Source organism: Kribbella sp. NBC_01245, from assembly GCF_036226525.1.
GTDB lineage: Bacteria > Actinomycetota > Actinomycetes > Propionibacteriales > Kribbellaceae > Kribbella.
The window spans coordinates 5854769-5874323 of sequence record NZ_CP108487.1 but is presented as its reverse complement, the minus strand read 5'-3'; the positions used below and the strand labels follow the sequence as shown (position 1 = coordinate 5874323).

Sequence of the window (19555 nt, the reverse complement as noted above, 5' to 3'; positions counted from 1 at the left end):
CTTCACAAACTCATCAGAGCTTCACAACTATTACCGACCCCACGGCTGGCCGCCCTGCGGCGGACCTTGCGGCGGCGGGTACTGACCGGGCGGCGGGTACTGACCGGGCGGCGGGTACTGACCGGGCGGAGGCGGCTGCACACCGGGACCGCCAGGACCACCGGGCGCAGGGTATCGCTGCTGCTGGCCCGGGTTCATCTGCGTGCGCTGACCCGCGTTGACCCACGGGTTGGCGGCACCGGTGAGCTGCGACTGACCGCCGGCCCCCGGGTCGTGCCGCGCGAACGAGGCCTTCACGGCAGCCGCGTCCGGTCGCGCCATCCACGGCACGGTCCGGAGCATGGTGGCCGGAATACCGGACGGGAAGACGACGGCCCGGCCGGGCGGCATCGACGCGAGGTCCGAGACCTCCATGATGTTGTGCCGCTCGACCTGACGGCTGTGCGAGCGCTCGCCTTTGCTGTACGACACCGAGTTCGAGTTGATGTCGTAGTCGCCGATGAGCTTGCTCAGTCGCTCCAGGAAGGCCGCGTCGGACACACCGCCGCCGTACACCCGGATGTTGGCCGAGGACCAGAGCTTCTCCATGCCCTGCTCGCCCCAGCACTCGATGCCCTGGGCCCACGACTGCAGGATGGTCATCAGGATGATGCCGCGCGAACCGAAGTGGCTGTACAGGTCGGGCAGATTCTTCCAGCGACAAACGTTCGCCGCTTCATCCAGTACGCCGAGCAGCGGGCTCGGCACCCGGCCGCCCGGGCACTGCTTCGCGTACTCCTCGGCGGCTTCGACGATGGCGACAGTCAATGCGGCCACCAGCGGGCCCGCCGTACCGATGCCCTCCTTGGAGAGGCTGTAGATAGTGCCGCCCTCGCGGACGAAACGGTGCGGGTCGAACTGCGGCCGCTGGTCGTTGTGGCCCTGCGGGGTGACCCAGCGGGTGACCTTGCGGTTCAGCATGAACTGGACCTTCGGCATCGCCGTACCGAACACACCGGCGCGCTGCTTGTCGGGCAGGCTGAGCGTGCTCTGCATCTGCTGCGCGGGCAGTTCGTAACCGGGCACGGACCCCAGGATCCGGGCCGGCTCGTCGTTCAGCTGGTCCGCGAGCCAGAGGTAGACCTGGGTGATCGGCTTGTTGCCAAGGGCCGCCGCGAGCAGCATGCCCGCGAGCAGGTCGGTCGCCATGGTGTCGAAGTACGCGTCGGTGCGAGCGCCTTCCTCCCGCTGGCTGGAGACGATGTGGTCGGCCATCTGCCGGGCGGTGACCTCATCCCGGACGTAGCTGAGCGGGTTCCACCACCAGGTCGGCTCCTCGCCGCAGACCTCCTGCGGGTCGAACACCCAGACCGGGCCCTTGGCCGCGCGCGGCCCGCGAGTGGCGTCGACGATGTCGCGCTTGTTCGAGGTGGCGATCACGGCGCCGGGGGCGTCCAGGATGGCCGGCACCGCGCGGGACGTGGTCTTACCGGTTCGGGGGCCCCAGATGTCGACGTGCATGTCTTCCCAGGAACCGAAGATGTCGATATCGCCGTGCACGGTCTTGCCGATGAACACGCCCGGGCCGGAGTGGCCGGTGCCGAGCCGGTTCGCGATCTCCTGCGCGCCTTCGCGGGTGAGCTTGCGCAGGTCGTTGCGCTTGCCCATCAGCGAGGCCGAGCGATCCACCCGCGACTTCGGCGTCCGCATCCGGCCGACCATGATGATCAGGCCGAAGATGACGGCGAGCAGCACGACGGCCTCGATCACCAGGATGGCGGTGGCGGCGCCGGACCACTCCAGGTTGCCCTGGATCAGATCCGAGACGACGCTGATCGGGTTACTGCCCGGCCCTGGTCTGCCGTCGATCTTGGCCGCGATGGTCAGCGACGACCACAGGCCGCCGACGACCAGCACGAACAGGCCGATCGCGCTGAACAGCGCCAGTGTCTCCGGACCGAGTCCAGCCGGTCCGGTACTCCTCTTGCCCTGTGCCACTACTCATCAACTCCGATTTTGGCGGCGACCCGCGTCGTCGGGTCGGGGGGAGGCAGTGCGGTGGGGTCGTCGAAGGAGTATTCCGCGACGACCTCTTCGGTGCCGTCGTCCTTCAGCTCGACCTTCAGCGGCCGGCCATCGGTGCCGGTCTTCCACAGCTTGTTGGTGTCGTTGATCTCGCGCTCGACCTCGGTCAGGCCGACGTGCACCGGGATACCCGGGCGGCCACCGACCTTGATCAGGAAGTTGCCTCGGCCCGGAGGTGCGGCCTCTTCACCGGTGGCCGGGTCCCAGGCGGGCGGGTCCTGCCAGCCGATGAGCATGTTCTGCTCCTCGCCGGACAGCGGTACGACCTGGGTCAGGTTCGCCATCTCGGCCCTTGGCAGACCACCGAGCACGACCATGCCGGACCGCTCGACGAAACCCTTCGCCTTCATCCGGTCCTCGCTGTGCTCCAGCGCGAGCAGGTCGGACATGGTGTGCGAGATCATCGCCATGCCGACACCACGCTGCCGGTTCAGCCGGGTCAGCGCGTCGACGCGGTCGACCAGACCACGCCCGGCCCGCAGCACTCGCCACAGCTCGTCGAGGATGACGAAGTAGTGCCGCTGCGGCTCCAGCCCGGCCTCGGCCAGGGCCTGTGCGACCGCGACCGCGCCGAAGCCGTACGACCAGCAGGCGAGCAGTACGGCGGCCTGCAGGTTGGTCTCGGAGTCATCGATGTTCGACACGTCGAAGACGACCGGGCGGTCCATCTTCATCGGGTTGTCGGTCTGCTCGGAGAAGATCTCGCCGAGCCGGCCACCACCGACCAGACCGATCAGCGAGGCCTCGAGACCTTCGGTGATCTGCCGGTACCGGTCGAGGCTGCCGCGGTCCAGGGCGACATCGCGGACCCGGTCCGGCGCTTCCTGGATGACCTGCAGCAGGTCGCGCAGCACCGGCGTACTCTCGTGCCGCTCGTCCAGCACCTTGAGCGCCTCGTCGAGGATGGTCTCCTCGCGGTCGGTCGGCGGCTGGGACCGCATGATCGAGATCAGCGCGGACACCATCGTCTGACGCCGGCCGTGCGCGTCGGCCTGGATGGCCTGACGGGCCGAGCCGGTGAGCCGCAGCGCCGCCGAGCGGGATTCGCCCGGGTCGAGCACGTTCAGGTGGCCACGGCCACGGCCGAGCTCGATGACCTGGCCGCCAAGCGACGTGATCAGGTCCTTGTAGTCGGGCTTGAGGTCCCCCAGCACCAGCGGCTGGATGCCGTACCCCGCGAGCCCGAGCGCCATCCGCCGGGTGATCGTCGACTTGCCCAGACCGGGCTTGCCGAGCACGAACATGGACGGGTTCGAGATCAGCTTGGCCCGCATGAACCAGCTGATCGGGTCGCAGCACATGGTGGCGCCGGAGAGGATGTTGCGGCCGATCGGCACCCCGACCATCGGGCTGCCGGTGCCGGCCGAGAAGGGCCACATGCCGCACACCTGGACCGTCGTACCGCGCCATTCGTCGGCAGCCTGGATGTACGTCGACATGCCGCCGCCGGGGTTCGACCAGCCACGGGGTCCGGGCCGCTTGCCACCCTTGCTCGGGTCCTGGGGTTCCTTGCTCTTCTTGGCCATCAGATCTCCCGCTCGGTCGACCACTTGGTCACAGCGACTCCCGCAGGCCTGCCGGCACGGAGAGGTGGCTCGGCATCACCAGGCCGAGTGGAAGGGCCGCGGCGAAGGCCGAGTCCTGCGAGCCGTACGCCGGCCGGAGCAGCACGCGGGCGGTGGCGCCGAGGTTGTCGATCGCGGCGACCATGTCCGGGATCTGCTCGGCCGACATCACCGTGCCGGTGACGACCATGCCGAAGTTGACCAGACCCGCACCCCGGGCCTCCTCCTGCGCCGTACGGTCGGCGGCGCGGGCCTCGGCCATCGAGCGGGCGGACGGCCGGGCCGACGAGGTGGCGCGGAACGACGCGTTGCGCTTGTCGGCCTCCACCATCCGGGCCGCGGTCGCCGCGTCGAGCGGACGGTAGAGCAGGGTGACGCGCTTGCGGTCGACATCCGGGTGCGGGCCGACCAGCTGCGACAGCACCGAGGAGAACACCTCGCCGCGGGGAGCCTGGGTCATCATCCAGGACATCGACCAGGCGGTGTCGTGGCGGTACTTGTCCCAGAAGGCCTGCGCACCGGCCGGGCCGACGTCGGTCCAGGACAACTCGGGCGACATGCCTTGGCTGCGGGCCTCGTCGATCAGTACGGCGGAGGCCGGGTCGTAGGCGATCCGAACGGTCTCGCACAGCTCCTGCGCGGTGACCGGCCGGGCCGCACCGGCGCCGGTGGAGTTCAGGCTCTGGGTCAGCGCGGGCAGCCGGGAGGCCAGTTCGCGGCCGACGTCGTCCTCCTTGCGCTTCTTGCCGTTACGGTCGACGCCCTTGAAGGTCAACGCCACCCGGGCGGAGACCAGCGCCGAGCCCTCCGGATAGCTCTGCACGACCTCGGTCAGCATCGCCCGGGCGATCGCCGGGCTGTCGGCGGCCATGTTGTGCGAGACCTCGCGACGCAACCGGGTGCCGGTGTCGGGCGCGCTCTCGACCGTGACCGAGGCGGCGATGATGCCCGGCTCGTGGCCCAGCGACGCCAGCCACTGGCCCCAGTGCGCGACCCAGACGTCGACCTGGTCCTCGTCCACCAGCGACGCGCCGTCGGGCTCGGCGTTGATGACGATGGTGAAGTGCCGCGTGCTCGGGTAGTACAGCAGCGCGAACGGACGGCCGTAGGAGTCCTGGTACTCGCTGAGCTGCGAGGCCGCCGCCAGACCGGGCAGCTGGAACTTGCCCCACGCGGTACGGCCGAGCGGCCCGGAACGGTAGATGTTCTGCTTCGTCATGACTGCTCGCTGCCATCCAATGCGGGTCGACATCCGCTGCAAGGCGGACTTTCCGTGCTTGTCCTTCGTCATCAGCATCAGCAACATGACACCGACCAGAACGGCCACCACGATCGCGGCCTTCATGCCGCCGGCCATCATGGCGATGATCATCATCACCAGGCCGCCCATCATCAGACCGGTGCCCAGCGCGCCCATGCCGGCGATACCCGCCGACGCGGGGCGGCGCCAGTTGCCGTAGGTACGCGCCCGGGGCGCGGTATCAGTTGCTGCCACTTGGTCCCTCATCCATCGCTGCGTCGTCGGCGCCGGAGGCCACTGCTCCGTCGGCCGCCTGCTTGGCTGTATCCGCCACCTTCTTGGCTGCCATGATCGCAACTACCGCGATCGCGGCCGGACCCGCGGCCGCCGCGGCGCCACCGCCGGCCGCCGCACCACCCGAGGCACCGCCGGCCGCGCCACCCGCGGCACCACCCGAGGCACCGCCGGCCGCGCCGCTCGAGGCGCCGCTCGACGCGGTGCTGGCCGAGCTGGGCGGGGGACCACTCGAAGGTGCATTCGTGGAGCCGGAGGGGCCGCCGGAGGACGGGGGTCGGCCACCGCTGGGCTGGGATTGACCGGAGCGCTGCCCCTGGCCGGGGTTGACCGAACCACTCGGACCGCCACCGCCGCCACCGCCACCGCTGTCCGCGCCTTCGGCCATCTTGTCGGCCGCCTTGCCCGCGACTCCGCCCATCATCGAGCCGAGACCGGGACCACCAGCGGTGGCCGCGACGAGCGGGGTGAGGAAGCGCATCAGCGCCGGCAGGGCGAACAGCGCCAGGAAGATCATCATCAGACCGGTCACGGCCTGTACGACGGCGGGCCCGACCTCGCCCAGGTTCTCGTACTCCCAGGGCTTCTTGACGCCCGCCGTACTGACCATCTTGATCGCGGTCGCGTAGATCAGGGCCGCCACCGGTTTGTAGAGCAGGAACGCGGTCAGCCAGGTGATCACCCGCTTGAACCAGGCCTTGCCCATCTCGGTGTTCGTGAAGGCCGCCGCCAGCGGGAAGATGCCCATCAGCAGCACGAGCATGCCGTTGCGCACGATCAGCAGCACGATCTGCACCAGCGATCCGATGATCGCCAGGATGCCCAGGATGATGGCCAGCGCCAGACCGGCCGGACTACCGACCACCAGACCGGCCATGATCATGTTGGCGACCGCGTCACCGAACTTGCCGTCCGCGACCGCGGCATTCACCACCTCGGTCGAGAACGAGTCGCCGGCCGAGATCAGCAGCGAGACGAACGCGATCCCCGCGGTGCTGACGATGGTCAGCGTGAGCAGGCTCTTCAGCAGCTCCCGGACCGGTTCGCCGCGGTGCGTGAAGGCCATCCGGGCACCGGCGATGATCACCGAGACCACCGCGACTCCGGCCACCACCGGCATCAACTGATCGTTGATGAACGCGATCTCCGCGGACGCCTGGCCACAGGGGTTGCTGCCGCCGCCATCGGTGCAGTCCGGGTTGGTGGTGATGGCCGTACGGATGATCTTGGGGTCCATCCAGAACGTACCCATCGTGACCATGATCGCGTTCACGGCCTTGGAGATCATGTCGACGATCGGCGTGAAGATCAACAGAATCAACCCATCTATCGCTAATCCGATCACTGCGGTGACCATGTCCACGATGCACTGGCCCCAGGTCCACGGCCGCCAGCTGCACTCCACCAGCGCGATGAGATTCGGGAGCATGTCAGCTTCCTCCGGGCGGTGAGACGAGTCTGAGCAGCGCGGGCAGGGCGATGATCGACAACGCCATCATCATCACGCCGGTCAGCACGTTGATGAGGCTTTCCTTGCTACTGGCCAGCAGGATCGCCGTCGCGTAGATCAGTGCGGCGAACGGTTTGTACGCGATGAAGGCGATCAACCAGCCGCAGATGCGCTTGAACCAGGACTTGCCCATCTCCGTGTTCGTGGCCGCTGCCGCCAAGGGAAGTATGCCGACCAGAAGGATCAACATGCCGTTCCGTGCCAGCATCAGCATGATCTGGATGAACGACATCAGCACCACTACGAAGCCGAGGATGATGATCACCGGCAGGGTATAGATCGCGCCCGGAACAGCCATTGGCGTGGCGATCAAGGTGACCAGACTGTCCGCGAAACTCTGCTTCGACTCGTCGACCGCCCGGTTGATGAACTGCTGCGCCAGCAGGTCGCCGGCCTCGGTCAGCACGGTCACCATCGCCAGGCCACCGAACGTGACCACGACCAGGGTGAGCATGCCCTTCAGCAGCTCCCGGGCCGACTCGCCGTTGTGCTGGTAGGCCATCCGGACGCCGCCGATGATCATCGAGATCATTGCCACCGCGGCCGCGATCCACATCACTTGGCCGCGCATGAAGGAGACCGTCGCCACTGGCGTGTAGTTGGCGCCCTCGCTGGCGTGCAGGGTCGGCACGTAGATCCACAGCGCGCCGACCCCCTTGATCACGCCCGCGACGACGTCCGCGATCACCTCGGCGAACGCGCCGTAGACGAAATCCCAGAAGGTGGAGAACACGCTTTTGATCGCGTTGCCCAGCTTCTCGGTGACACAACCCGGCCAGCTGAGCGGGTTCCACTTACTGCACAGGACGATCAGGGATGCGACCATTACGCCCCCTTCGGGGCTACGAAGCGGAGCAGGGCGGGGAGCGCGATACACGCGAGGGCCATCATCGTCACACCGGTGATGATCTTCATCATGTCGCCTTCGGGGTTCCCGGCGAGGTTCAGCGCGGTCGCGTAGATCAGCGCCACCACCGGTTTGTAGACGATGAACGCGACGAGCCAGCCGACGACCCGCTTGAACCAGGCCTTGCCCATCTCGGTGTTGGTGGCCGCCGCGGCGAGCGGCAGCACACCGGCGAGCAGGATCAGCATGCCGCTGCGCACGAGCATCATGACGATCTGCACGAAGCTCGTGAGGATCGCGGCGATACCGAAGATCAGCACGATCGACAGGCCGGTACCGGGCGCGACCATCGGGTTCACGACGAAGTCGGCCATCCGGCTGGCGAAGGTCTCGCCACTGGCGCCGAGGGAGGCGTTGATGACGTCGATGGCGATCGAGTCCGCCAGCTGGGTCATCAGGGTGACCATGGTGATACCGGCCGTGGAGACGATCAGCAGGGTGCCGAGGCTCTTGCCCAGGTCGCGGAGCGGCTCACCGCGACCCGACCAGGCCATCCGGGCACCCGCGATGATGACGGAGAAGACGCCGATCGCGGCGACGAACCAGACCGTCTGCTGTTCGACGAAACCGATCGTCGACGACGGCTGACCGCTGTCCGTCAGCGAGATGGTCGGCAGCCTGATCCAGAACGTGCCGATCGCTTCGAGGATGAACTTGACCGCGTGGGCGACGACCCACTTGATCGCGTCCAGGATCAGGTCGAGCAGGCCACCGAGCACCTTGTTGACGGCGAAGGTGAGGAACTCCTCGAGGCAGGCACCGATGTCCGACAGGCCACAACCGAGGGCGATCATCACGCTCCTCGGAAGCGGACGTACCCGTCGAGAGAGCCGAGCACGTCGGGATCGCCGCTGATACTGCCGTCGGACCGGAGGTCGATCTTCCAGTCGCCGCCCGACCACTTCATCACCACGACCAGCCCGGCGACCTTGTCGACCTCGGCGCCGGACTGCACTGCCACCGACAGCACACACCGGTTGGTCGAGCAGTCGACGTACTTGTAGCCGACGAACTGGACCTGCGCCTTGCCGCCCACGAACGGGGTCGGACTGATCCGCGCCAGCCTCGCGTCGGCCAGCGCCCGATCACGGCCGGGACCGGGTGCGACCCGCGCCCTGATCACGCGCTCGGCGTTCTGCGCGTCCTGGGCCTGGGCCAGGCTGTTCATCGCGGCGAAGACCGAGCCGATCGGGGAATGCGCGAAACAACTCAAGACACCGGACGAATCATGCACCAGCGGGCCGACGGTGGGCTTGAACGGCACCAGGATGCCGCCCTCGAACCGCCAGAAGACGCCGGTCGGCGCCGTCGCGGCCATCCGCTGGTCACCGGGCTTGATCGTGCAGGCGCCCGGCCTCGGCGAGGCGCCCGGTGACACCGGGTCCGTCGGCAGCGGATCCGTCGGGGTCGGGTCCGCCGTCGCCGGCGGCCCCGTCGGCTCGACGGTCGGGGTCTCGGTGGGGACGCCGGTCGGGTCCACCGTGGGATTGGTGTTCGGGTCGTCCCCGCCACCGCCGAGCACCAGCCAGGCGAGTCCGCAGATCACCACGGCGACGACGACGATGACGGAGGCGATGAATCCCCTGGATTCCCAGAGGCTGTCGCCGTCCATCTCGTCGCCGTCATCGGACTTGCTGAAGATCGCCACGGGCACCCGTTCGTCGGTCGCGTCAGATCAGGGCGTTCACAAGGCCGGCCGCGGAGCCGACCACGATGCAGCCCGCGAGCACCCAACCGAGGCGGGCGGCGTGCTCGCCACCCTCACCGCGCTTCTGGCCGACGGCCATCATGCCGCCGGCGATGATGACGCCCAGGGCGCAGACTGCGAACGCGATCCAGGTGACCCAGCCGATCACGGTGGTGATCTTGCCTTCGGAGTCGCCCGGCGCGGTGCCGGCTCCCGGGTCCGGAACGCCGACAGGAACGAACGTGAGGACCTTCGGCGGAACCAGTTCGAGCAGAGACATCAGTTGACCTTTCAGTACGAAGCGGGGTAGACCGCCTGGTTTGACGCACGGAGCGCGTAGATGGATTCAAGAACTTCGAAAACCTCGTCGGGCGTGTTGTCGGGCGTCGGATCCTCTCCCCGGCGCCACTCCTCGATCCACGGGATATCCCACACCCGTGGCACTCCGCCCCCGACGATGTCGGCGAAGTCGTCGAGCACCCTGGGCAACCGGCCCGGGGCGTCGGCGATCAGGACGAGTCCCAGCACGCTGACTCCACTGACCACTCCGGAGGCCCATTCGGTCGCCGCCCGCTGTGCGGCCCGTAGACCATAGGCGTGCGTGCGGGCCACCAGCACGATGGGGGTCGGCACCGGCGGCGGCGGGATCGGCCAGCGATGGCCCGCCGCGTGCGTCCCCGGCAGCAGCCGGGACATCGTGGTCTCCCCGGACCCACCATGCACACCCAGCCACCACAACGTGTCGGCCGCCGGGATCGCGAACTTCGGCAACCGCTCCTCCGGCGCGGGCGCCGGTACGCCGTACTGCGGGGCCTGCGCACCGAGTGGCTGGTGCTGGGCAGGCTGGGGCTGGACCGGTGGTTGCACCGGCCCCGGAGCCGGCACGCCCGGGCCCTGCGTCTGACGGGTCCACGGATTGTGCTGCGGCTGAGTCACAGTCGCCTCCTCTCAAGGGGGTGAGGGCGTTGCGGCCCAAGACATTCTCCCGCCTCTCGGAACACCGCGTGACGACTGGTCCACAGGACAGGGATTTTGTATCGCGCCGTAGGGTCACTACAAGCCCGATTTGCCGATTGTCCGCAACCTGTGTCACAAGCCGTGACTCAAGATGCCTCTGAGCGCCACGGTGGGCCTCGCGGCATGCTAGAAACGGGCGGTAGCTCCGATCACCCGGACGGAGTGTGCCGACGAGGGAGCAAGGTGGCGGACAAGGGCATCCCGTCGTGGCCGAAGGTCACGATCCGGTTGTACGACGCCCACAACGGCGAGGTGAAGATCGCTGGCCGAAGCCATCCAGTGGTCGACCAGGATCCCCGCCAGGCGGCGCTGGCGATCGTCGCCGATCGCGCGGCGCAACTCGGCCGCCCGATCAAGGCGACCGCCGTCGAGCCGGACGGATCGTCCTGGCCGCTGGTGATCCACCCGGACGGTTCGGTGGACGCGATCGCGCCCGAGACCGGTCGCCGCGGTGGCGGTGGTGGCGGTAAGCCGGTCTGGCCGGTGTACGTCGCCATCGGTGTGGCCGTGGCGTTGCTGGCCGGCACACTGACCTATCTGCTCGTTTTCCGGAACCGGACACCGAAAGAGCCGGAGGTGGTCGCGACGACGCTGCCTCCGCTGCCCGAGCCGAGCATCAAGCCGGACGTCTTCAACTTCCGGCCGGTGCCCTCGGGTTGGTCGAACAACGCGGGCTGGAGCGTCGACGTGATGCCGAATACCACCCCGGCGGTCGCTCCCGACGGCAAGCAGGTGGCGTTCATCACGCCCGACGCCAAGGTCGCCGTACTGGACCCCAACGGCAAGGTGCTCTGGCAGGACAAGGTCAACAAGAGTTCGAAGAGTCCGGTCTTCACCACGGTCGATGGCAACCAGGTGGTCGCGGTGGTCTCGGACGACTACCTGTCCTACTGGCCGCGCGAGGGTGCCACCGGCAAGTTCATCAAGCTGGCGTCGAGTACGACGGTGCAGTTCTACGGTTCGTCCCCGCTGGTGTTCAACAAGGAAGGCACGTTCGTGGTCACCGGTGAGAGCCTGCGGCCGATCGACGCGGCGCAGATCCCGCGCCGGGCGAGCGTGATGCTCGCCGAGGGCCAGCAGGTCCTGCTCGCGGCGTACTACGGGCCCTGGTGGCTGTTGGAGCCGGACAAGCCGATCGCCGAGGTCAAGCCGAAGAGCCCGCCCGGGTCGACCGGTCAGATCGAGCGCGTGGTGGTCGCGAGCGCCGGCCGGGTGCTGGTGCTGTGGAAGACGAAGACCGAGAACGTGATTCCCGTCGTGCACAGCACCAAGTCGGGCGACCCGGTCGCGATCTGTGCTCAGGCGACCGCCTCCAACGCGGCCGGCGCCAAGTGGATCCCGGACGCCGAGGGCAAGGTCGCAGCCTGGGGCACCTGCGTGATCAGCGTGACGACGAACAAGATCGACACCATCGCCGGCTTCGAGCCATTGAGCGCGGCCGGCGGCCGGGTCTACGGCCGTTACAACACCTCCGGCGCATTCGTCACCGCCGGCCAAAAGGTCCCGAAGTCGGTCGACCTGAACATGGCCCGTCCGTGGGGCGTGGCCGGTAACCGCGCCATCATCCTGCACGACAACGTGATCTACGCCCTCAACCTCCCCCCGGGCTGACCTATGCGTCGATCACTGACCGCCTTGCTGGCGGCCCTGGGGATGGTGCTGGTGCCGGGCTCGGCGTGGGCCGCCGACGACCCGCCCGTCCCGCAGTGGCCCGCCATCGAACAGCCGAGTGGCAACACCAGCGCCAACGACCCGGACATCCAGACCTGGCCCGTCGTGGACCCGCCCGCCAGCGGCTCGACTGCCAGTGACCCCCAGCAACCGACCTGGCCGGCCCCCGAAAATCGCTGACCTCTCTGACCAAAGCGAAAGGCCCGCATCCTCAAGGGATGCGGGCCTTTCGTTTGCTGCGGTGAGCGGAGGTCAGGCCGCTACGACCTCGAGGCGGACCGTGGCGGCCACGTCGGGGTGCAGCTGCACCGAGACCTGGTGCTTGCCGGTGGTCTTGATCGGCGCGGCGATCGTGATCGCGCGCTTCTCGACCAACGGGCCACCCGAGGACTTGATCGCACCGGCGACATCCGCCGGGGTGACCGAACCGAACAGGCGACCGGTCTCGCCGGCCTTCACGGTCAGCTTGACGCCGAGCTGCTCGAGCTGGTTCTTGATCTCGCTCGCGTGCTCTTTGCCCTGGATCGCCCGGGCGTCACGCGCCCGCTTGATCGACTGGATCTGCTTCTCCGCGCCACGGGTCCAGCCAATGGCGAACCCACGCGGAACGAGGTAGTTACGGCCGTAACCGTCCTTGACCTCGACGATGTCGCCGGGGGCTCCGAGGCCCTCGACCTCCTGCGCAAGAATGAGCTTCATAGGTGGGACCTCCCTCAGCGAGCGGTGCTCGTGTAGGGCAGCAGAGCCACCTCACGAGCGTTCTTGATGGCGATGGCGACGTCGCGCTGGTGCTGCACGCAGTTGCCCGTCACCCGACGCGCGCGGATCTTGCCGCGGTCGGAGATGAACTTGCGCAGTAGCGCGGTGTCCTTGTAATCGACGTACGTTGCCTTGTCCTTGCAGAAGCCGCAAACCTTCTTTTTCGGCTTCCGAATGATCTTGGCCATTGTGGTGCTCTCTTCCTACTAGAGCCCGGCCTTACGCGTGAACGCCGGCCGGAATGGTCACTGTTACGGGTTTGTACTGCTGATCAGAACGGCGGCTCTTCCATGCCGCCGCCGCCCTGGCTGGCCCACGGGTCGTTCTGCGGTGCCGCCTGGCCACCGCCACCGCCACCACCCGCGGGCGTGGCCCACGGATCGTTCTGCGGGGCGCCGCCGCCGGGTGCACCGGCGGGGCCACCGAAGTTGCCGCCGCCACCGCCACCGAAGCCACCGCCGCCACCTTCGCCGCCGGGACCGGACCGCATGGCCTTGGTCACCTTGGCGGTGGCACTGCGCAGGCTCGGACCGACCTCGTCGACGTCGATCTCGAAGACGGTGCGCTTCTCACCCTCGCGGGTCTCATACGTCCGGGACTTGAGCCGTCCCTGCACGATGACCCGCATGCCGCGCTGCAGCGACTCGGCCACGTTCTCCGCGGCCTGTCGCCACACCGAGCAGCTGAGGAACAGCGAATCGCCGTCCTTCCACTCACCGGTCTGCCGGTCATACGTCCTGGGCGTCGACGCGATACGGAAGTTCGCGACGGCCGCGCCGGAGGGCGTGAACCGGAGCTCGGGATCGTCGACAAGGTTGCCGACCAGAGTGATGGTGGTTTCGCCTGCCATTACCGTTCCTCCTGCATATCGGGTGCGACTATCAGTTGCGGCTTGGCGCCGACATCACCGATGGTGCTGACGACCCCGTGGATCAGTGCTGGTCCGGGCGGATGACCTTGGTACGCAGGATCGACTCGTTCAGCGTGAGCTGACGATCGAGTTCCTTGACCACGGCCGGCTCGGCGGTCAGGTCGATGACGGCGTAGATGCCTTCGGCCTTCTTCTTGACGTCATAGGCCAGCTTGCGGCGGCCCCAGATGTCGACCTTCTCGACCGTTCCACCTTCCTTGCGGACGATGTTCAGGTACGTGTCGAGGGACGGCTCAACGGTGCGCTCTTCGAGCTCAGGGTCGAGGATCACCATGACTTCATAACGACGCATGCGCGAACTCCACCTCCTTCGGACTTGGCGGCCACGGTCTCTCCGTGGCAGGAGGGCGATGCGGTCCTCCCACCGGCATCGGTCGCCGGTGATCGGAAACGGACCCGGTCGATGGACCAGGCCCACGGAAAGAATACCAGCGTACGGACGATGCCCTGACCACTATCCACAGGCCCTTCGACTCCCCTGCGTGATCATCCGGCTGCGTCCGGCCCTGGTCCGGCCCCTGCTCCGGCCCTCGGTCCGGCCGGGTCGGTCGCGGCGGTGAAAACTGTCGGTGCGGCCTAATAAGGTGACGGAATGAGCTTGAAACTGGGTGCGCACGTCGATCAGGAGAACCCGCTCGCCGAGGCCGCCGGCCGCGGTGCGGAGGTAGTTCAGTTCTTCCTCGGTGACCCGCAGGGCTGGAAAGCCCCGAAGGTCGCCTACGAAGGCGGTGCCGCGGCGCTGAAGGCCGCGGCCGAGGCCGCCGGGCTGGACCTGTTCGTGCACGCGCCCTACCTGGTGAACGTGGCGACCACGAACAACCGGATCCGGATCCCCAGTCGCAAGATCCTCCAGCAGCAGCTCGACGCGGCCGCGTCGATCGGCGCGAAAGGCCTGATCGTGCACGGCGGCCACGTCGGCAAGGGCGACGACCCCGAGGTCGGGTTCGACAACTGGCGCAAGTGCATCGAGCGGGCCGACCTGGCCGTGCCGCTGCTGATCGAGAACACCGCCGGCGGGGAGAATGCGATGGCCCGCCAGCTCGACCGGATCACCCGGCTGTGGGATGCGGTGCAGGCTTCGGGCAACGAGCATGTCGACCGGGTCGGCTTCTGCCTCGACACCTGCCACTTCCACGCCGGTGGCGAGCAGCTCTCCGACGTGGTGGAGAAGGTCAAGGCCATCACCGGCCGGATCGACCTCGTGCATGCGAACGGCTCCCGCGACGCCTTCGGTTCCGGCGCGGACCGGCACAGCAACTTCGACGAGGGCGAGATCGACCCGGCCGACATCGTCACGGTGGTGCGTCAGGCCGGCGCCCCGGTCGTCGTCGAGACGCCGAACAACGAGCACGGGCAGAAGGCCGATATCGACTACCTCCGCGCCCAACTCGCTTAGTGCTCGGAGGTGGCGTGGCTTAACCAGTAGGCGATACCGAACGGGAACAGTACGGCGAGACTGCCCGCCTCGCGGTTCGGGATCAGGATGTCGGCGCCGATCACCAGCACCAGGCAGACGACCGTCACATGCAAGTACGTCGCCTTGCCCTTGAACCGGCCGGCCAGGATCGACGTCTCGAGCCGGATCCGCCCGAGCGCGCAAGCGGCGTACAGGCCGGCCAGCGCGAGCAGCCCGATCGCGGCGATGCTGGTGCCGACCCAGGCCGGGGTGCCGTAGCCGCCCGCGCTCGCGTCGACCGCCAGGAAGACGCCGACCAGCAGCGTCAGCACCACGCAGATCCAATAGACGAACGCGGTCGAGCGTCGAGCGGGGTGAGTGGAGTGATCCGCGGCGGCCATGGTCCGGACGTTATCGCAGCATCGCGCACAACGACGTCAGCGCCCGGGCCAGCGCGGTCGCGTGTAACGGGTCGAGCCGCTTCTCAACCACCACCGCGACGTAGGCACGCGTCTGCTTGGTGACGCATGACGGTCGCGCCCGGACGTCGACCGTGAGGCGGATTTCGTCGAGCAGTACGGCGTTGAGCTTGTCGATCAGCGGACGGATTTGGCCGAGATCGGGTCGTTCGGCCGGCGGCTCGGCCTGACCCGAGTCCCACCGGCGATACCACTCCCGCTGGACCACCTTCTTGGCCTCGATCTGGTCGCGGAAGATCCGTACCGACGCCTCCGGGTCGATCCCCCACTCCCGCGATTTCGCCGCCACCGCCTCGAGAATCGCCTTCTCCCGCACCGGATCGTCGATCGGCGCCGGCGTGCCGTACTTCGCCGCGGCCACCTTGTCCGCGAGCAACACCCGATCCGCCGCAGCACGCGTGAACGGCAACAGCGGACCACCCGGCACCACCTGTACGTCGTACCGGGCCGTGGTCGCGTCAGCCGGCAAGACGGGCATGAGCGCCAAAGACACGGCAACCGCGGCAGCACGTACTAGTAGACGCATAACCCGAGCAAACCAGCCGGAACCACCAGTACGCGCCCAAGGCACGCCGTACTCACCGAAGGTTCAGCCCACCGTCCAGCAAGATCACCTCACCCGTCAGGTACGTATTAGCTAGTACGGCGGCCACTAGGTCTGCCACGTCGGAGGGCTGGGCCGGACGGCGCATGGGGCTTTGCGAGTTCCAGAGTTCGTGGGCCTCGGTCCAGTCTTTGGTGAGCGGCGTATCCACCAGTCCGGGCGCTACCGCGTTGACCCGCACTGCAGGTCCAAGCGCGGCGGCGAGCAGCTTGGTCATGTGGTTGAGCGCGGCCTTACTTGCGGCGTACGCGATCGAGCTGCCCTTCGGCCGGACGCCCGCATGGCTGGTGACGTTGACGATCGCGCCACCGCCCGGGCGATCGGAAGCGCGCAGCGCCGGAAGGGCCGCCGTACAGAGCAGCCAGGGCGCGATGAGGTTCACGTCGAGCAGCCGGCGCCAATCGGCAGCACTCAACGCGTCGAGATCGGCATGAGGGACGGGCCAGCTGATGCCCGCGTTGTTCACGAGTACGTCGAGCCGGCCATGCCGAGCGAGAGTCTGCTCGACCAAACCGGTGGCCTCCGCGTCCACGCCGAGGTCGGCCTGGACGTAGCTTCCACCAAGCTCATCGGCCAGCGCCTGGCCGGCTTCGACACTGCTGCGGGAATGGATGACGACGGTCAAACCATCGGCCGCGAGACGACGCGCTGTAGCCGCGCCAATACCCGACGTGGAACCCGTGACCAGCGCGACGAAGCTCATTCGACCCAGCCTAGTTCGGGCGATTGAGCGTGGGCCGGTAACCTGGCGCACCGTGAGTGACTTGTTGATCCGGCCCATCTCCACCGACGATCACGCGGCGTTCATCGCGTCGCGCCCGTCGGCGAGCTTCCTGCAGACCCCTGGCTGGGCGGCGGTGAAGGGCGAGTGGAAAGCGGAGTCGCTCGGCTGGTTCGATCCGGCCAATCCCGCTGAGCTGCTCGGCTCGGCGCTGGTGCTCTACCGGCAGATGCCGAAGGTGAAGCGTTATCTCGCCTATCTGCCCGAGGGCCCGGTGATCGACTGGGACGCGATCGACGTCGGCCGCTACCTGCGCCCACTGGCCGAACACTGCAAGGAACAAGGGGCTTTCGGCCTGCGGATGGGTCCGCCGGTCGCGACCCGGCGCTGGTCCGCGAAGACGATCAAGGACGCGATCGCCAGTGGTCAGCAGCCGCGCCTCGGTGATGTCCGGCCCGACGTGATCGAGCCGTCCGGCGCCACCGTGATCGCGCAGCTGCACGCCCTCGGCTGGAAGGCTCCGCGCGTCGGCGAGGGCTTCGCCGCCGGGCAGCCGCAGTTCGTGTTCCAGGTGCCTCTCGGCGGTAAGACGCCCGATGACGTACTCAAGGGCATGAACCAGTTGTGGCGGCGCAACATCAAGAAGGCCGACAAGCTGGGCGTCGAGGTCAGCCTCGGTACGGCCGAGGACCTGAAGGCGTTCCACGCGTTGTACGTCGAGACGGCCGAGCGGGATCACTTCACGCCGCGGCCGCTGCCGTACTTCGTGAAGATGTACGAGGCGCTCACGACCCAGCCGCATGGCTGTTGCGACTTCCGGCTCTACAACGCCCACCACGAAGGCGATCTGGTCGCGAGCACGATCTGGATCAGAGTGGGCCGGCACTCGTGGTACTCCTATGGAGCCAGCTCGACCGCCAAACGGGATGTGCGTGGATCCAACGCCATCCAGTGGCGGATGATGTCGGACGCGCTCGAGTCCGGCGCCACTGTGTACGACCTACGGGGCATCACCGACACCTTGGATCCGGACGACCCGCACGTCGGGCTGATCCAGTTCAAGGTCGGCACCGGCGGCGAAGCCGTCGAGTACGTCGGTGAGTGGGATCTGCCGTTGAACAAGCCGCTCTACACCGCATTCGACCTCTACATGAGACGGCGATGACCTGACATGCCCCTGACTCTGCACATCGACCAGGCTCGGTGGCGCGAGCATTTACGTTCCACGTGGAACGAGTCCATCGTGCCGGTCGCGAAAGGTAACGGCTACGGCGTCGGCAATGCCCGACTGCTGGCCGAAGCAGCCGCCCTCGGCGCCAAGACGGTGGCCGTCGGTACCTATGAAGAAGTCCCGAGCGACCCGCAGGCCGAAGTGGTCGTCCTGACCCCGTGGCGCCCTTTCGTGCGCACGCAGGTCGGCCCGAACGTGATCCACACCGTCAGCCGGCTGGCCGACCTGGTCTCGATCCCGGCCCGCAGCCGCGTTGTCGTCGAGGTGCAGACCTCGATGCGCCGGCACGGGATCGGCGCCCGCGAACTACGGCACTCGATGCTGATGAGCTCGCTGGACCGGGTCCGTTTCGAAGGCTGGTCCCTGCACTTCCCGATGGGCGCCGGTGGTTACGCGGCGAACATCCGCGAGGCCGCCGAGCTCGGCCGCCAGGCGAACGCCGTACGCAAGGGACCCCTCTGGGTCTCGCACGTACCGGCGACCAAGCTCGGCGATATCGGCGAGAACGTGCGGCTCCGGATGGGCACCGGCCTATGGCTCGGCGACCGTGGTGCGCTGACCGTGCGGGCGACCGTGCTCGATGTGCACTCGGTACGTCGTGGCGAGCGCGTCGGTTATCGGCAGCGCCGGGTCGCAGGTGACGGGCACATCCTGGTCGTCTCCGGTGGCACCGCGCACGGTGTCGGGATGGAGGCGCCGACCGCGGCGGCGACCGTCCGGCAGCGCACGATCGCGCTCGCCAAGGGTGGTCTGGACGCGGCCGGAATGGCGTTGTCGCCGTTCACGATAGACGGCAAGCAGCGCTGGTTCGCCGAGCCGCCGCACATGCAGGCGAGCATGCTCTACCTGCCGTCATCGGTCACACCGCCACACATCGGCGACGAGGTCGGCGTCGACGTCCGCTTCACCACCACCCTGTTCGACCAGATCGTGATGGACTGACCGGCTCGGCCTTCGATCCTCGTCGAAGGCCGAGACCGGAAGCGCGCCTTTTCAAGCGATCGTTTCGGTCCTGGCCGAAGCGGTTTGGCGGGCGCTTGCCGCTGCCTACGTTCGGTTCTCCCAGCCCGGAACAAGCCGGGCAGAACGAACGGAGAGCCCATGACCTTCCGACGCAAGCTCGCAGCCACCCTCGCCGGTACGGCGGCCCTGGTCGCCGGTGCCACCGTCAGCACGATGCCCGCCAACGCCGGTACGACGGGCATCGGCAACGGTGTTTGTGAGAGCGGCGAGGTGTGCCTCTACCGGGCCGGCACGCTGATCCACGACCTCTGGCCGTCCTCCCCGAGCGGGTGCAGCGGCCAGACCCGGACGGCGTACGACTACCTTCGGAACCGGTCGGCATGGCCGCAGCGCGCCTGGTCCGGCACCAACTGCACGGGTCGTTTCAACGATTTCCCGTCCGGCACCGAGGGCCCGGTCAACCTCTTCTGGAGCCTCGGCTACGCGGGCTGATGCCGGTTGGCGGTGAGTCCCTGC

The 19555-nt window shown here is 67.9% G+C and carries 22 protein-coding genes; 6 read left to right on the top strand and 16 right to left on the bottom strand.

Features of this window, described 5'->3' with window-relative positions:
* Positions 1–30 precede the first annotated feature (30 nt).
* Genes OG394_RS26730 through OG394_RS26690 form a run of 9 tightly spaced genes read right to left on the bottom strand, consistent with a single transcriptional unit; the run spans position 31 to position 10203 of the window.
* On the bottom strand, positions 31–1977 hold the full coding sequence (locus OG394_RS26730) for a type IV secretory system conjugative DNA transfer family protein (RefSeq protein WP_328989838.1): 1947 nt from the start codon (positions 1975–1977) through the stop codon (positions 31–33).
* On the bottom strand, positions 1977–3590 hold the full coding sequence (locus tag OG394_RS26725; RefSeq protein WP_328989837.1) for an ATP/GTP-binding protein: 1614 nt from the start codon (positions 3588–3590) through the stop codon (positions 1977–1979). Before OG394_RS26725 ends, OG394_RS26730 begins: the two co-directional genes overlap by 1 nt.
* A gap of 28 nt (positions 3591–3618) precedes the next feature.
* Entirely contained in the window at positions 3619–5124 is a 1506-nt protein-coding gene (locus OG394_RS26720) for an SCO6880 family protein (RefSeq protein WP_328989836.1), read from the bottom strand.
* Positions 5111–6592: a hypothetical protein gene (locus OG394_RS26715; RefSeq protein ID WP_328989835.1), complete on the bottom strand. Its 1482-nt coding sequence runs from the start codon at positions 6590–6592 to the stop codon at positions 5111–5113. The genes OG394_RS26720 and OG394_RS26715 overlap by 14 nt, the downstream gene beginning before the upstream one ends.
* Before the next feature lies 1 nt (position 6593).
* Complete coding sequence (locus tag OG394_RS26710) at positions 6594–7499, bottom strand: hypothetical protein (protein WP_328989834.1); 906 nt, start codon at positions 7497–7499, stop codon at positions 6594–6596.
* Positions 7499–8374, bottom strand: coding sequence for a hypothetical protein (locus tag OG394_RS26705; RefSeq protein WP_328989833.1), 876 nt, complete (start codon positions 8372–8374; stop codon positions 7499–7501). The genes OG394_RS26710 and OG394_RS26705 overlap by 1 nt, the downstream gene beginning before the upstream one ends.
* A complete protein-coding gene (locus tag OG394_RS26700) occupies positions 8374–9228 on the bottom strand; it encodes a PT domain-containing protein (RefSeq protein WP_328989832.1) in 855 nt (284 codons plus the stop codon). The genes OG394_RS26705 and OG394_RS26700 overlap by 1 nt, the downstream gene beginning before the upstream one ends.
* A 22-nt stretch (positions 9229–9250) precedes the next feature.
* A complete protein-coding gene (locus tag OG394_RS26695; protein ID WP_328989831.1) occupies positions 9251–9547 on the bottom strand; it encodes a TrbC/VirB2 family protein in 297 nt (98 codons plus the stop codon).
* An 11-nt stretch (positions 9548–9558) separates the two neighbouring features.
* Positions 9559–10203 (bottom strand): DUF6668 family protein, encoded by a 645-nt coding sequence (locus OG394_RS26690; protein ID WP_328989830.1) that lies wholly within the window; start codon positions 10201–10203, stop codon positions 9559–9561.
* A 264-nt stretch (positions 10204–10467) separates the two neighbouring features.
* On the opposite strand from OG394_RS26690, the gene OG394_RS26685 reads away from it, so the two are divergent.
* Together OG394_RS26685 and OG394_RS26680 are read left to right on the top strand one after the other, a co-directional pair.
* Positions 10468–11895 (top strand): hypothetical protein, encoded by a 1428-nt coding sequence (locus tag OG394_RS26685; RefSeq protein WP_328989829.1) that lies wholly within the window; start codon positions 10468–10470, stop codon positions 11893–11895.
* Between the two features lie 3 nt (positions 11896–11898).
* A complete protein-coding gene (locus OG394_RS26680; protein ID WP_328989828.1) occupies positions 11899–12135 on the top strand; it encodes a hypothetical protein in 237 nt (78 codons plus the stop codon).
* A 72-nt stretch (positions 12136–12207) separates the two neighbouring features.
* Here the strand turns inward: OG394_RS26680 and rplI are convergent, their stop codons facing one another.
* From rplI to rpsF, 4 genes are all read right to left on the bottom strand, one after another.
* Complete coding sequence (rplI, locus tag OG394_RS26675; protein WP_328989827.1) at positions 12208–12654, bottom strand: 50S ribosomal protein L9; 447 nt, start codon at positions 12652–12654, stop codon at positions 12208–12210.
* 14 nt (positions 12655–12668) lie between these two features.
* Positions 12669–12902, bottom strand: a complete 234-nt coding sequence (gene rpsR, locus OG394_RS26670; RefSeq protein WP_328989826.1) for a 30S ribosomal protein S18 — start codon at positions 12900–12902, stop codon at positions 12669–12671.
* Positions 12903–12985: 83 nt separating this feature from the next.
* The gene (locus tag OG394_RS26665; RefSeq protein ID WP_328989825.1) at positions 12986–13564 is read right to left on the bottom strand and encodes a single-stranded DNA-binding protein; all 579 of its coding nucleotides are present in this window, start codon (positions 13562–13564) and stop codon (positions 12986–12988) included.
* Between the two features lie 82 nt (positions 13565–13646).
* The gene (gene rpsF, locus OG394_RS26660) at positions 13647–13937 is read right to left on the bottom strand and encodes a 30S ribosomal protein S6 (protein WP_328989823.1); all 291 of its coding nucleotides are present in this window, start codon (positions 13935–13937) and stop codon (positions 13647–13649) included.
* Between the two features lie 300 nt (positions 13938–14237).
* On the opposite strand from rpsF, the gene OG394_RS26655 reads away from it, so the two are divergent.
* On the top strand, positions 14238–15041 hold the full coding sequence (locus tag OG394_RS26655; protein ID WP_328989822.1) for a deoxyribonuclease IV: 804 nt from the start codon (positions 14238–14240) through the stop codon (positions 15039–15041).
* On the opposite strand, the gene OG394_RS26650 is transcribed toward OG394_RS26655, so the two are convergent.
* From OG394_RS26650 to OG394_RS26640, 3 genes are read right to left on the bottom strand one after another with little or no spacing between them, the layout of a single operon-like run.
* Positions 15038–15442, bottom strand: coding sequence for a hypothetical protein (locus OG394_RS26650; protein ID WP_328989821.1), 405 nt, complete (start codon positions 15440–15442; stop codon positions 15038–15040). The two genes, OG394_RS26655 and OG394_RS26650, sit on opposite strands and share 4 nt — an antisense overlap.
* 10 nt (positions 15443–15452) lie before the next feature.
* Positions 15453–16046 (bottom strand): gamma subclass chorismate mutase AroQ, encoded by a 594-nt coding sequence (gene aroQ / locus OG394_RS26645; RefSeq protein WP_328989820.1) that lies wholly within the window; start codon positions 16044–16046, stop codon positions 15453–15455.
* 52 nt (positions 16047–16098) lie between these two features.
* Complete coding sequence (locus OG394_RS26640; RefSeq protein ID WP_328989819.1) at positions 16099–16827, bottom strand: SDR family NAD(P)-dependent oxidoreductase; 729 nt, start codon at positions 16825–16827, stop codon at positions 16099–16101.
* A 52-nt stretch (positions 16828–16879) separates the two neighbouring features.
* Between OG394_RS26640 and OG394_RS26635 the strand changes: the two genes are divergently transcribed.
* The 3 genes from OG394_RS26635 to OG394_RS26625 all read left to right on the top strand — a co-directional run bounded on the left by OG394_RS26635 (position 16880) and on the right by OG394_RS26625 (position 19531).
* On the top strand, positions 16880–18010 hold the full coding sequence (locus OG394_RS26635) for a lipid II:glycine glycyltransferase FemX (protein WP_328989818.1): 1131 nt from the start codon (positions 16880–16882) through the stop codon (positions 18008–18010).
* Positions 18011–18016: 6 nt separating this feature from the next.
* Positions 18017–19018 (top strand): alanine racemase, encoded by a 1002-nt coding sequence (locus tag OG394_RS26630; protein WP_328989817.1) that lies wholly within the window; start codon positions 18017–18019, stop codon positions 19016–19018.
* 159 nt (positions 19019–19177) lie between these two features.
* Positions 19178–19531: a hypothetical protein gene (locus tag OG394_RS26625; protein WP_328989816.1), complete on the top strand. Its 354-nt coding sequence runs from the start codon at positions 19178–19180 to the stop codon at positions 19529–19531.
* Positions 19532–19555: the final 24 nt, after the last annotated feature.